Consider the following 12,402-nt stretch of genomic DNA (forward strand, 5'->3'; position numbering starts at 1 on the left):
CATGGAGAGCTGCACGTGAGAATCCTGTGGATTGTGCCCTATCTGCCGTGGCCGATGACCAGCGGCGGCAAGACCCGGCAATACCATTTGCTGCGCACCTTGAGTGAGCGCGGGCATCGCATCACCTTGTTGGTGCAATCGAAAACCCCGGCCGATGCCGCCAGCCACGCCGCCCTTGAACCCTTGCTCGAACGCCTGATCGTGGTCCCGCGCCGGCCACTGAAACACCCCATGACCCTGCTCGCCGGGGTGTTTGCGCCCTGGCCGCTGCTGACCACGATCAATGGCCTGTCGGCCCCGTTGCAGGCACGCTTTGCCCAACTGCTGAACGAAACCTGGGATGTGATCCAGGTGGAACACAGCTACAGCCTGCAACCGTACTTGCACACCTTGCAGCAGCAATCGCGGGACTTCGTGCTCACCGAGCACAACCTGGAATCGAGCCTGGGCGGCGCCACCTATGACCGCTTTCCAAAGTGGGCCGCACCGTTCGTGCGCTATGACCAATGGCGCTGCCGGAAATGGGAGCGCAAGGCGTTTGATGCAGCGTGCCATGTGGTCGCCGTGACCCAGGCCGATGCCCAGGCCATCGGCCAACTGACCGCGACCCCCGTGAGCGTGGTGGTCAATGGGGTCGACAGTCGCGCTTTCAGCACAGTCAGCGCCGACCCGCAGGGCCAGCGCCTGTTGTTTGTGGGCAACTACGAATACGCGCCGAACCTCGACGCGGTGCAGTGGCTGCTCGATGAAATCTTCCCCCGGGTCTGGTTGCAGTGCCCCGGCGCCCGCCTGGCCGTCGCCGGCTACGGCTTGCCCGAGCACTGGCGCGAGCGTTGGCCGGACGAACGTATTGAATGGCAGGGGTTTGTCCCCGACCTGAGCGCCTTGCAGCGTCGCTGCGCAGGCTTTGTCGCCGCCCTGCGCCATGGCGGCGGCTCCAAACTCAAAGTGCTGGAGGCCATGGCCGCCGGCCTGCCGTTGGTGAGCACCGCCCAGGGCGTGTCCGGCCTGGCGGTTGAGGCGCACGCGCACTATCTGGCCGGCGAAAGCGCCGAGGCCCTGGCGGATGGGGTTGTGCGCCTGCTGGACGAACCGGCGCTGGCCCGCCAATTGGCCGATGCCGCGCGTGACTACGCGCGCAACTATCACGACTGGGCGGTGGCCGGTAACGAACTGGAGCAGATCTACCGCACCTTGCCGACCCATCAGGAGCCCCAAGCATGCGCGTAGCCCTGGATTACCGCCCCGCCACGGTCGCGCCTTCGTCGGGCATCGCCCGTCAGGTCCTGGCCCTGGAACACGCCTTGCGCGCCCGGGACGCCACTGAAGTGGTGCTGTTGACCGAGGCACCACTGGATCATCCGCAGCGCGAAACAGCGGTTTGCCCGGCCTGGGCCAGCCCATTGGAAGGCCTGCAGCGCCCCCAGGTGCGCTGGCGTTTCGAGCGCGCTTTCTTGCCCCGGGCGATCCACGCACAGCGGATCGACCTGTACATCGCCACGGCCAACATGGGCTTGCCCTTGTGCCGCAAACCCGCCGGTACCCGCTATGTACTGGTACTGCACGACCTGTTTCAACTGACCCACCGCAACTTCCATCGCTCCAGACTCAAGGCCCTGGCCTATCGCTTGATCGATGGCGCGTCGATTGCCTGGTCGGTGTGGCAGGCAGATCGCGTGTGGTGCCCCTCGCAATTCTCGTGCGATGAAGCGGCGCGCCTGTTCCCCTGGGCGCGGGCCAAGTTCCGGGTGTTGAATAACCTGGTGCCGGAGTTTACCGAGGCCCCAGAACCACTGCCCGAGGGTTTGCCGGCACGCTACTGGTTGGTGGTGGGCACCCGCGAGCCCCGCAAGAACATGACGTTTTTCCTTGAGCAGTGGCAAGCCAGTCGCGCCAAGGACCCGAACGTGCCGGACCTGGTACTGGTCGGCCACGCCAGCGATGTGCCGGCCACCCTCGGCGAGTTGCCTGGCCTGCATTGGCGCAGCGGTTTGTCCGACGGCCAGTTGCAGGCGCTCTACCGGCATGCCGCTTACCTGTGGCAGCCTTCCTATGCCGAAGGCTTTGGCTTGCCGGTGGTGGAAGCGTTGAGTGTCGGCACGAAGGTTGCGGTCGCCCGTGGCTCGGCCCTGGATGAAGTGGCGCCCCCCACGGCGCCGCGTTTTGCGCCCCACGACGCCGGGCAACTGCAAACATTGATGGTGTCACTGGCTGCACCTGGGGCCACGGTCGACCCCGAACTGCAACGCACATGGGCCCGGCAATTTGCCGAACCGGCCTATCGCCTGCGCCTGGATAAATTGCTCAAGGAAATGGATCGCTAATGCTGCCAGGAAAACTCGTTAGTCTGCTCCTGGGCCTGGTCTTCGGGGGCTTGCTGCTGGCGTTGTCGCCGATGAAGGTCTTTATGATCGTGGCCGGCGTTGGCGTGGCACTGACCCTGATCCGCAAGCCGCTGTGGGGCCTGCTGATCTTTGCCGTCTTAGCCACCAGTATTCCCTACACCACCTTGCAACTGGGGATCCGCACCACCATCAGCGAAGCGGTGCTGGGCCTGACCTGGGCCGGGGTGTTCTGGCAATCGTTTATCGGCAAGACCCGTGGTTTCATGGTCTGGCGCCCCACCGAACGGGCACTGATGTGGCTGATGCTGTTCAGCACCATTCCGTTTATCTGGGGCATGATCATCATCCACGCCGAGGGCAACGGGCCGGTGAACTGGGTACGCTGGCTGATGAACCTGTCGTTGCTGTTTATCGTGCCGCTGCTGCTGCGCACCGATGCCGACCGCGACAAGGTGGTGGTCGCCCTGCTGCTGGGTAACCTAGCGATGCTGTTGTTGTCGATCTTCATGTTCCTCAAGACGCGCAATGCAATGTCGATGATCGACATCCTCACCGACCTCAAGTACGCCCACCCCGAGGCGGTGAAAGATATTTTCTCGGCCAACTACAAGCGCATGGCCTCGCCTTGGGTCCACCCGAACCTGACCGGCGGCGTGCTGGTGCTGTTTATCCCACTGGCGCTGTTCTACGGCTGGACCCGCACTGGCTGGCGCCGCGCCCTGGGCCTGGCGGTGGCGGTGCTCGGTTGCGCCGGCCTGCTGCTGAGTATCTCCCGGGGCGCGATTGTGGCCCTGGCACTGATCCTGATCTGGCTGACCTACAAGCGTGTGCCGCACAGCGGCCGCATCATCGGTATCGGCGTCGCCTTTGTGATTGCCCTGGTGATGTTCTATCCGCCGTTGCAGGACCGTTTGATGACGATGTTCTCGACCACCAACGCCAGTACCGAGATTCGCTTCGATGAGTACGCCGGATTCCCCGACGTGATGGCCAAGTACCCGCTAGGCATCGGCTTCAAGATCGACCCACCGGTGCCGGGCAGCAACCTGCTGGGGATTTCCAACCTGTGGCTGAACTTCATCTACAAGATCGGCATTCCCGGGATGCTGCTGTTTATCGCGGTCACCGTGTTGTGGTGGCGCGAAGTGCGGCCGCTGGGCTCGGTGCGCAAAGTCACCGCCGACAACGCACTGTGGCTGGGCTGCGTGTGCGGTGTACTGGCGGCTCTGCTGACCGGGATTTTCGACCACTACTTCAGCTTCACCTTTGTATTGATCGCGCTGTTCTGGCTGTTGATGGGCATCAGCCTGCAACAGGTGCGCCTGAACCCGACCGTGACCGCCCCTGCTCCTGTTTCCGTGCCAAAGGATGACCGACCATGAAACATCGCACTATTCACTCCCCCGACCTGCGTGAGCGCCTGCCCGCCCTGGCCAGCGAACTCGGTGTGAGCCTGGAAGACTTGCAAGATGGCCTGGCCTGGTGCCTGGCCAACGAGGTGGTTTTTGAAGAAGGCGAAGGCAGCAACAAACTCTTCTGGATGACCTCCTTCGACGTGGAACCGACCATTGGTCATCCGGTGGCACGCCGCTTGTTCCATCGCATGAAACAGGATATCCCGGCACAGTTCCTGCCGATCTATGGCAAGAACTGGGCAACCCTCAAGGACCGCTGGCGCAGTGCCTGGGACATGGCCTACAACATCCTGATCAACAAGATCCCCAGCCACCATATTCGCGTGGGCTGGCTGCGCCTGGGCGGTGCGAAGATCGGCAAGGGCACCAGCCTGTGGCGCAATACCGAAGTGCTGGGCATCCATAACCTGGTCGTGGGCGATGACACTGTGATCGGCTGGCATTGCCAGGTGGATGCGCGCTCTGGCCTGGTGATCGGCAACCATGTGGCGATTGCCTCCCATGTGCTGATCATCGCCGGCAGCCATGACTTGCAGGCGCCGGAGTTCTGGTCGATTTCCGGGGCGATCTATATCGACGACTATGTGTGGATTGGCAGCCGTGCGCTGATCGGATTTGGCACCCACCTGTGCGAGGGTTCGGTGGTCACCGCCAATACCGTGGTGGCCAAAACCGTCGCGCCGTACAAAATTGTCGGTGGCACCGGCGCCAAGGTCATGGGCGAACGCGTTCGCGGGCTGAACTACAAGGTGGGTGGCAAGGGCCTGTTCACCCTGTTGCACTGATGTTTGGCAGCACCCTGTGGCTGACCCTGGCGACCCTCGCCGGGCTGGTGGCCGGTTTTGCCCGGGAATGGCTGCTGGTCGCGGCCTGGGGGGCGGGCAGCCGCAGCGACGGGTTTCTGGTCGCGGTATTCCTGCCCGAAGCGCTGCGCATGACCCTGGCCGCCGGCTTGCTCGCCGCGGCGGCCCTGCCCCTCTATCAGCAACGTGATGCGCAACGCCAGCAGGCCTGGCTGGCGAGCCTGTCGCCGCGCCTGCTCGGTGTGGGCCTGGCCCTGTTTGCCGTGCTCGCCCTCAGCGCGCCGCTGTGGGTACGGCTGATCGGCCCGGGGCTGGACGCCGCCGCCCACGACCAGGCCGCTGCCAATCTGCGCTGGCTCGCCGCCTGCGCGCCGGGGCTGGTGATGCATGGCCTGTTCAGTATTCCATTGCAGGCGCGCCAGCGCTTTGTGCTGCCGGGGCTGGGTTCGTTGCTGTTCAACCTGCCGCCGGTGCTGTACCTGTTTATCCGTGGCCCGGCCAGTGACAGCGCGGAACTGGCGATGTGTTTTTTTGCCGGCAGCGTGCTCATGTGTCTACCGCTGCTGGCACCGGTCTGGTCGTTCGGCTGGCGTCCCTGGCAGGTCAAGGGCGATGCCCTGGCCGGCCGCGAATTGCTGGGGCGCATCGGTCCGCTGTTGGCGAGCAATCTCGCCAGCCAGGGCCTGGCCTTGCTCGAACGACTGATCGCCAGTTACCTGGGGGAAGGCGCGGTGACCTGGGTCAACCTGGCGCGCAAACTGATCAACCTGCCGTTGATCGCGCTGATGAGCCTCAACCAGGTGCTGCTGGGGCTGATGAGCGGCGAACAGGGCCAACAACGCCTGGCCTTGCTACGCCGTGGCCTGGACGCCGCCACCCTGCTGAGCCTGCCGGCCGCCCTCGGCCTGATTGGCGCCAGCCCCGTGTTGATTCACCTGCTGATGCCGGCGCAAAGCGCCGACGGGCCCTTGCCGGCCCTGCTCGCCTGGTTCGCCACGCCGCTGGTGTTCGGCGCCTGGAACGCCATGCTCGCGCGCTATGCCTACGCCAACGGCGACACGCGTCTGCCGCTCAAGTGCGAACTGCTGGGCAGCCTGGTCAATGCCGGTTTGCTGGTCATGCTGCCGTACTTCTTCGGCCTGCCGGGCATTGCCCTGGCGGCCTTGGGTGGAGTAATCGTCACCAACCTGCTGCTGATGCAACGCCAACACCTACTCGGGCAACTGGGCTGGCCGTTGCAGTGGGGGTTGAGTGTGGTGTTGCTGGGAATCGCGGCGCTGGTCCTGCACCCGTTGCACAACGATGGTTGGCAGTTGGGCTTGAGCACCCTGGCGGGCGCCGGGGTGCTGCTGGGGTTGGGGCTGTGGCTCAAGCCGTGGAAGGCGTGAGCGGCGCATAGCAAAAAGGCAGCGCGCGGAGCTGCTGCCTGTGATGGCGGTGGATCAGCCAATAGATTCGGTGGCTGATACGCCGCTATCGCGAGCAAGCTCGCTCCTACAGGGGATTTTTGTCGGGTGCAGTATTTTGTGCCGCAGCACCAATCAAAGGTGGGAGCTGGCTTGCCTGCGATGGCGGTGTGTCAGCCGGCAGTAACAGTGCCTGAACTACTGCTATCGCGGGCAAGCCCGCTCCTACAGGGGATTTTTGTCGGGTGCAGTATTTTGTGCCGCAGCACCAATCAAAGGTGGGAGCTGGCTTGCCTGCGATGGCGGTGTGTCAGTCGACAGTAACAGTGCCTGAACTACCCCCATCGCGGGCAAGCCCGCTCCTACAGGGGATTTTTGTCGGGTGCAGTATTTTGTGCCGCAGCACCAATCAAAGGTGGGGGCTGGCTTGCCTGCGATGGCGGTGTGTCAGCCGACAGTAACAGCGCCTGAACTACTGCTATCGCGGGCAAGCCCGCTCCTACAGGGGATTTTTGTCGGGTGCAGTATTTTGTGCCGCAGCACCAATCAAAGGTGGGGGCTGGCTTGCCTGCGATGGCGGTGTGTCAGCCGACAAAAACAGTGCCTGAACTACTGCTATCGCGGGCAAGCCCGCTCCTACAGGGGATTTTTGTCGGGTGCAGTATTTTGGCCGTGACACCAATCAAAGGTGGGAGCTGGCTTGCCTGCGATGGCGGTGTGTCAGCCGACAAAAACAGTGCCTGAACTACTGCTATCGCGGGCAAGCCCGCTCCTACAGGGGATTTTTGTCGGGTGCAGTATTTTGTGCCGCAGCACCAATCAAAGGTGGGAGCTGGCTTGCCTGCGATGGCGGTGTGTCAGTCGACAGTAACAGCGCCTGAACTACTGCTATCGCGGGCAAGCCCGCTCCTACAGGGGATCGGGGCAGGGTTAGAAGTCGTACTTGATGCTGGTCATCAGGTTACGCGGCGCGCCGTACATTCCGTGGTTGCCGGCATAGCTGAAGTACTCGCGATCGAACAGGTTGTTGAGGTTGACCGAGGTACTTAGCTGCGGCGTCACGTCATAGCGCAGCAGCAGGTTGGTGATGGCGTAGCTACCCTGGCTGAACGTGTGCAGGTCTTCACCGACCTTGCTCTGCCAGTTCACTCCACCCCCCACGGTCACCTTGCTCAACGCTCCCGGCAGGCGGTAGGTCGTGAAGGTTTTCAGGCTCTGGCGCGGCAAGGTGGTGACGATGCGTTTGTCGTCGGCATCGGTGCTGACCGCATAGGCGTAACCCGCCGAGGCTTGCCAGCCTTCGGCCAGCTCACCGTTGAGTTCCAGTTCGACACCCTCGGTGGTGGTGCCCTTCTCGTTGCGATAGGTGTTGCCGCCCGGCGTGTCGATCCAGATCGCCAGGTTGTCCTGTTCCAACTTGAACAGCGCCAGGCTGGTGTTCAACTGCTCGTCGAAGAAACTGCCCTTCAAGCCCAGCTCGTAGCCCTTGCCTTCCATGGGTTCCAGAGCCTTGTTGTTGATGTCGCGCACCCAACTGGCCTGGGGATTGAAGATCTTGGTGTAGCTGGCATAGGCCGACCAATTGTCGGTCAGGTCGTAGACCACCCCGGCATAGGGAATGTACACGCCGGTTTCCGACTCGCTGGTACGGGTGGCAACGCCGCCGTAGGGGCTGTCCTGGGTTTCGCGCTTCCAGTCGATGACCCGACTGCCGAGGATCACGCTCAAATCGTCGGTCATGCGCAGGCGGGTACTCAGGTAGGCGGCGTACTGGCTTTCATCCACCGAGGATTTTCCGGTCACCGGGAAGTCCGGCTTGGCCGAGTGCCCGTCCCAGTTGAACAGGTTGTCGATGGCGCCCGCCGGGGAGCCGGAATACGCATAGTTCCAGCCGCCATGGCTGGGCACGTTTTCCTTGTACTTGGACAAGGTCACGCCGGCGATCAACTCGTGCTCACGGCCCAGCAGGTCAAACGGGCCGGTGGCGTACAGGTCGAGATTATCCTGGCGCGGGGTACCAGAGAATCGCACTGGCAACTGGGTGGTGCCACTGCCATCACTGTTGAGGCTGCCGTTGACGTAGTTGAACACCTCATCGAACTTGTTTTGCGAATGGGTGAATTCAGCCTTGGCGCTCCAGCCGCTGTCGAACTTCTGCTCGATGGAGGTAAAGAAGCTGGTCTGCTCATGGTCGTTATAGGACCAGGCCGGCGCAGTATTCAGGGAGCGGCTGAGGTTGCTGCGCGAACCATCGGTAAAGCGTGTGGGCAAACCGGAGCGCGCCGGGGCGTCGACGTCGGTGCGCAGGTAGCTCAAGCCCATGGTCAGCAAGGTGTCTTCGGTCAGGTCGAATTCAGTGATGCCGTACAGCAACTGGGTCTGCTGCTTGTAGCGGTCGACCCAGGCGTGTTCGGTCTTGTAGTCGGCCACCAAGCGCCCGCGCACATTGCCGGTTTCGGTCAGGGGGCCGGATACGTCGAGGCCGCTGCCGTAGCGGTCCCAGTTGCCTGCTTCGGCGGTTACGCTAGCCCGCGCCTCGGCTGTCGGGCGCTTGCGGATCAGGTTGATGGTGGCCGAGGGGTTGCCCATGCCGCTGATCAGGCCGGTGGCGCCGCGCACCACTTCCACCCGGTCGTACATCGCCATGCTCTGGGTGTAGTTGTCCATGCGGGTGACGGTGGGCACACCGTCGATTTCGAAGTTCTGGATCTGAAAGCCACGGGAGAAATAGGCGTCGCTTTCCGAACCCAGGCCGTCGCGCAACACGATGATGCCGGGGGTGGCATCCAGGGTGTCCGACAGGTTGGTCAGGCGCTGGTCGTCCAGGCGCTGGCGGGTCATGACGGTCAGTGATTGCGGGGTTTCCCTGGGCGTCAGGTTCAGGCGGGTTGAGCTGCTGGACGACTGCGTGGTGTAGGAGCCGGTGCCCTCGGTAGTCGACCCCGGCGCCTTGCCGGAGATCGATACGGTGCCCAGTTGCAATGCGCCGTCGGCAGGACGGGGTTGCAGGGAGTAGTTATCGCCGCTGCCGCGCACCGCTTGCAGCGAGCTGTTACTGAGCAGGATTGCCAGGCCGGTGTCGAGGTCATGTCGCCCTTGCAGGCCGGGGCTGGTCTGCCCTTGCGTGAGCGCGGCCGGGTAGGACAGCAAGATATGCGTGGCCTGGCCAAACTGGTTCAACGCACCGGCCAGGGAGCCTGGGGCAATGTCGAACTCCTGCTGTGGCGCGGCCATGGCCCAGGCCGGCGCCAGCAACAGCGGTGCGGCCCCGGCGAAGCTGGCAATGCCGCGAACGACGGCCACAGCCAGTGATTTTTTCAGTATTGCCCGAATGGTGCGTTGCGGGTGCATGCGCTGTTCCCCAGATAAGTGAGTGTCTGGGGATATAAGTCTCGTGAGATTCGGAAACGGACCACATGCATGCAAAATAAATTCATACCTGCGCCCGACGCGGTTTAAGCGTGACCCAGAACCGCGTGAAATGCTGCGCGTCCAGCTCGAGGGTCTGTTGCAGCGCAGTGAGGATGCGGTCTGTGTCGGCCAACGGATAGGTGCCGGACACACGCAGCTCGCGCACGCTCGGGTCACAGTCCAGATGCCCGCGTCGGTAGCGGCTCAATTCATTGAGGAAGTTTTCCAGGCGCAGGCCCTCGGCGACGATCATGCCGCGGCCCCAGGCCAGTTCGCCGGCGCGCTGCGGGCGGCGCGCCAACAGGGTCTGCTGGTCAAAGCTGACGATCTCGCCGGGCGAAAGGCTCAGGCTGCGCGATGGAATCTGCGCCGCCAGTGGCTGCCGGTCGGACCCCAACTGGGTAAACCCATCGCGCTGGCGCACGCTGAAGCGCCCGCCTGCGGCATGGGTCAGGCCTTCGGCGGTTTTCACCCACAGCGGGCGGGCGTCCAACGGGTTGGGTACTACCAGGATCTCCCCGCGCAACAGATGGATCAGGCGCTGGTCGGGGCTGTAGTTCACATCGATAGCGGTGTCGGTATTGAGCTGGATCTCGGTATTGTCCGCCAGGTCGATACGCCATTGCTCACCGACGGTGGTGCTGAAATCGCTGGTCCAGGGCTGCAACAGCCCGGCATCCCGGGCGGTCCACGCCACACTGCCGGCGGCCAGCAAGAGGGCCAGGTTTTTCAGGACCCGACGACGGGACAGCGCCGGTAACAGGGTGGCGCTGACCAGAGCCTGGTGCGCGGGGTCTCGCACCTCGTGCATGCGCTGGAAAAACCGCTGGGAATGCTGCCATGCCTGCTCGTTGAGAGGATCTTGCTGGCGCCAGGCCAGCCATTCGCTCCGTGTCTGTTCACTGACGTCCGCTGCCTGCAACTCCAATTGCCAGTGCATGGCCTGCTCAGCGGCTTCCAGGGTCAGGGGCAACGGATTCATGGGCGCTGGCTGTCGAGCACAATGCACTGCGCACCGGCCTGGACGATGTAGCGCTTGACCGTAGTGATGCTGGTGCCCAGGCGCTCGGCAATTTCGCCGAGGCTCAAGCCATCGAGCTGCGACCAGAGGAAGGCCTGGCGCACCGGCAATGCCAGGCGGCCGAGCACTTCATCGAGGGCCATCAGGGTTTCCAGGAGCAGCCATTGGGTCTCGGCGCTGGGTGCCACCTCTTCTGGCAACAGCGCCAGGGCTTGCAGGTAGGCCTTTTCCAGCTTTTGCCGGCGAAAGTGATTGGACAGCACGCTTTGTGCGACTTTCGCCAGGAAGCTGCGGGGGGCTTGGACCTCAAGGGGTTGATTCTTGGCGAGCAGGCGCAGAAAAGTGTCCTGGGCCAAGTCAGCAGCGCTCTGCGAACAGTTCAAACGACGCCATAACCAGTGCTGCAACCAGCGGTGTTGCTGCTGATAAAGGGTGGCGAGGTCAGTGGGGCTTGTCGCAGGAATCGGAGGCATGGAGGACGCGCACAGGAGGTAAGCCGTAAATGATAACGGTTATCATATGCTTCGTAGCGCAATGCCTGCAAGTGGCACACGGCTTGTAGGACTTGCCAACGCATCCACTGTAGGAGCCAGCTTGCCGGCTCCTACAAAGGGTTGCTCCGAAAGCGTCAATCTTCCAGGGGTTGCGGCGCGTGCTTGCCAGGCTTGGCTTTGGCGCCAGGCTTGCCCGCAGCCGGTGCGGCAGGTTCTGGTTCGGCGGGTGCGGCGGCTTCTTTTTCGGCCATTGGCATTTTGTCGACTGCGGCAAAAAACTCTGCGAGGTCCAGGGTATCGGGGGGTACGGTCTTTTCGACTTTCTTCTCGCCGTCCTTGCCCACCAGGATCACTTTGGTACCGGCGCTGGCGCCAAGCTTCAGGGCACGGATCAACGCGTTGGTGTCCTGGGCGCCGAGGTCCTTGCCGTCACGTTGGCCGACGGTGCCGATGCTCGTGTAGTTCACGGTGTAGAGCACCATGTTGCGCTCGGTGAACTTCTGTTTGTTCTCAGGCTGTTCAAGATCTTTCTTGAGTTGGACCTGAGTCGGGTCGATGGAGCTGGGTGCTATCACGATCAGTGGGCGAAATTTGCCTTGATCCTGTTCCAGCGGGCCTCGGTTATCCGCAGCCAACAACGGCCCCGTAAACGCCATCAAGGTAGCCAGGGTCAGCGACCGGACGAGCATGCGTACCTCCTTCCAATTCCATGCAGAGTTTTTGAGTTTCATGTCTGCGACAGTCAATTTCAAGGATGATTCCTACGCGACTATCAGAAAGAGTAGGCCAGGACGCCCGCGACGCAAGGGTTTGAGGCCCATCGGGCCTCATTGTTTCTTCTGATTGCCAGGGCTCACTGCGCGGGCCAATCCGGCCAGTGCCAGGCAAACACCGGAGCCACCTGTGGATCGCCATCCACCTGCGCCAGGGCCTGGGCGCACGCGGGGTGGGAATGCTGCAGGACGTCCCGCACGCCCTCCCAACGGGACACCGCGGCCGCCATGATGCCCAGGGCATTGGGCAACCCCTGCGGGGTAAACAGTTGCCCGGCAAACTGCTCGGCAAACATCTGCCAGGCCTGGTGTAGATGCTGTTGGGTGCCCGCGATCAATTGCGCCTGCACCGTCTCATCGGTGTTGTCGAGGAAACGTTGCGGGTAGTCGATGATGGTGATTGCCGAATAGCAGTTGGCGGCGATGTACACCAGGCCGCGCATGATCTGGGCGCGATTGCCGACCAGCAACCCTGCGCCTGGATACTCCAGGCCCAGGTGGATCAGGATCGCCGCGCTTTCCGTCAGCACGCTACCGTCAGGCAGTTGCAGGGTGGGGATTTGCCGCAACGGGTTGATCTGCCCGAGGGCCTCCATTCCCGCAGTATCGCCCCAGGGGCTGGCATCGACTTGCTGCCACGGCACGCCACAACGTTGCAGGGCAATTTCGACGATGCATGAGCCAGAACTTTGCGTGCCATAGAGCGTGTACATCGGGCATACCTCCAAGACGTG

At 62.9% G+C, this 12,402-nt stretch carries 10 protein-coding genes; 5 read left to right on the plus strand and 5 right to left on the minus strand.

From position 1 onward, the window contains the following. The first annotated feature begins 15 nt into the window (after nt 1-15). Genes FJD34_RS27080 through FJD34_RS27100 form a run of 5 tightly spaced genes read left to right on the plus strand, consistent with a single transcriptional unit; the run spans nt 16 to nt 5,951 of the window. The gene (locus FJD34_RS27080) at nt 16-1,230 is read left to right on the plus strand and encodes a glycosyltransferase family 4 protein (protein WP_090291468.1); all 1,215 of its coding nucleotides are present in this window, start codon (nt 16-18) and stop codon (nt 1,228-1,230) included. Beyond that, complete coding sequence (locus FJD34_RS27085; protein ID WP_090291470.1) at nt 1,221-2,324, plus strand: glycosyltransferase family 4 protein; 1,104 nt, start codon at nt 1,221-1,223, stop codon at nt 2,322-2,324. The genes FJD34_RS27080 and FJD34_RS27085 overlap by 10 nt, the downstream gene beginning before the upstream one ends. After that, the gene (locus FJD34_RS27090; protein WP_090291471.1) at nt 2,324-3,727 is read left to right on the plus strand and encodes an O-antigen ligase family protein; all 1,404 of its coding nucleotides are present in this window, start codon (nt 2,324-2,326) and stop codon (nt 3,725-3,727) included. Before FJD34_RS27085 ends, FJD34_RS27090 begins: the two co-directional genes overlap by 1 nt. Beyond that, nucleotides 3,724-4,545 (plus strand): acyltransferase, encoded by an 822-nt coding sequence (locus FJD34_RS27095; protein WP_032858470.1) that lies wholly within the window; start codon nt 3,724-3,726, stop codon nt 4,543-4,545. The genes FJD34_RS27090 and FJD34_RS27095 overlap by 4 nt, the downstream gene beginning before the upstream one ends. After that, nucleotides 4,545-5,951 (plus strand): lipid II flippase MurJ, encoded by a 1,407-nt coding sequence (locus FJD34_RS27100; protein WP_090291473.1) that lies wholly within the window; start codon nt 4,545-4,547, stop codon nt 5,949-5,951. Before FJD34_RS27095 ends, FJD34_RS27100 begins: the two co-directional genes overlap by 1 nt. A gap of 948 nt (nt 5,952-6,899) precedes the next feature. Here the strand turns inward: FJD34_RS27100 and FJD34_RS27105 are convergent. The 5 genes from FJD34_RS27105 to FJD34_RS27125 form a co-directional block, all read right to left on the minus strand. Then, a complete protein-coding gene (locus tag FJD34_RS27105) occupies nt 6,900-9,320 on the minus strand; it encodes a TonB-dependent siderophore receptor (RefSeq protein ID WP_090291475.1) in 2,421 nt (806 codons plus the stop codon). An 82-nt stretch (nt 9,321-9,402) separates the two neighbouring features. After that, nucleotides 9,403-10,362: a FecR domain-containing protein gene (locus tag FJD34_RS27110; protein WP_090291477.1), complete on the minus strand. Its 960-nt coding sequence runs from the start codon at nt 10,360-10,362 to the stop codon at nt 9,403-9,405. Beyond that, complete coding sequence (locus FJD34_RS27115) at nt 10,359-10,874, minus strand: sigma-70 family RNA polymerase sigma factor (RefSeq protein ID WP_090291479.1); 516 nt, start codon at nt 10,872-10,874, stop codon at nt 10,359-10,361. The genes FJD34_RS27110 and FJD34_RS27115 overlap by 4 nt, the downstream gene beginning before the upstream one ends. A gap of 155 nt (nt 10,875-11,029) precedes the next feature. Further along, a complete protein-coding gene (locus tag FJD34_RS27120; RefSeq protein ID WP_032862995.1) occupies nt 11,030-11,584 on the minus strand; it encodes a DUF4174 domain-containing protein in 555 nt (184 codons plus the stop codon). 164 nt (nt 11,585-11,748) lie between these two features. After that, nucleotides 11,749-12,381: a glutathione S-transferase N-terminal domain-containing protein gene (locus tag FJD34_RS27125; RefSeq protein ID WP_032862994.1), complete on the minus strand. Its 633-nt coding sequence runs from the start codon at nt 12,379-12,381 to the stop codon at nt 11,749-11,751. Nucleotides 12,382-12,402 lie beyond the last annotated feature (21 nt).

This window comes from Pseudomonas brenneri (genome assembly GCF_007858285.1).
Classification (GTDB): domain Bacteria; phylum Pseudomonadota; class Gammaproteobacteria; order Pseudomonadales; family Pseudomonadaceae; genus Aquipseudomonas; species Aquipseudomonas brenneri.

Bases quoted from the DNA above. Each gene is read 5' to 3' on its own strand.
- FJD34_RS27085 (WP_090291470.1), top strand. From the start codon at position 1,221: ATGCGCGTAGCCCTGGATTACCGCCCCGCCACGGTCGCGCCTTCGTCG.
- FJD34_RS27090 (WP_090291471.1), top strand. From the start codon at position 2,324: ATGCTGCCAGGAAAACTCGTTAGTCTGCTCCTGGGCCTGGTCTTCGGG.
- FJD34_RS27095 (WP_032858470.1), top strand. From the start codon at position 3,724: ATGAAACATCGCACTATTCACTCCCCCGACCTGCGTGAGCGCCTGCCC.
- FJD34_RS27100 (WP_090291473.1), top strand. From the start codon at position 4,545: ATGTTTGGCAGCACCCTGTGGCTGACCCTGGCGACCCTCGCCGGGCTG.
- FJD34_RS27105 (WP_090291475.1), bottom strand. From the start codon at position 9,320: ATGCACCCGCAACGCACCATTCGGGCAATACTGAAAAAATCACTGGCT.
- FJD34_RS27110 (WP_090291477.1), bottom strand. From the start codon at position 10,362: ATGAATCCGTTGCCCCTGACCCTGGAAGCCGCTGAGCAGGCCATGCAC.
- FJD34_RS27115 (WP_090291479.1), bottom strand. From the start codon at position 10,874: ATGCCTCCGATTCCTGCGACAAGCCCCACTGACCTCGCCACCCTTTAT.
- FJD34_RS27120 (WP_032862995.1), bottom strand. From the start codon at position 11,584: ATGCTCGTCCGGTCGCTGACCCTGGCTACCTTGATGGCGTTTACGGGG.
- FJD34_RS27125 (WP_032862994.1), bottom strand. From the start codon at position 12,381: ATGTACACGCTCTATGGCACGCAAAGTTCTGGCTCATGCATCGTCGAA.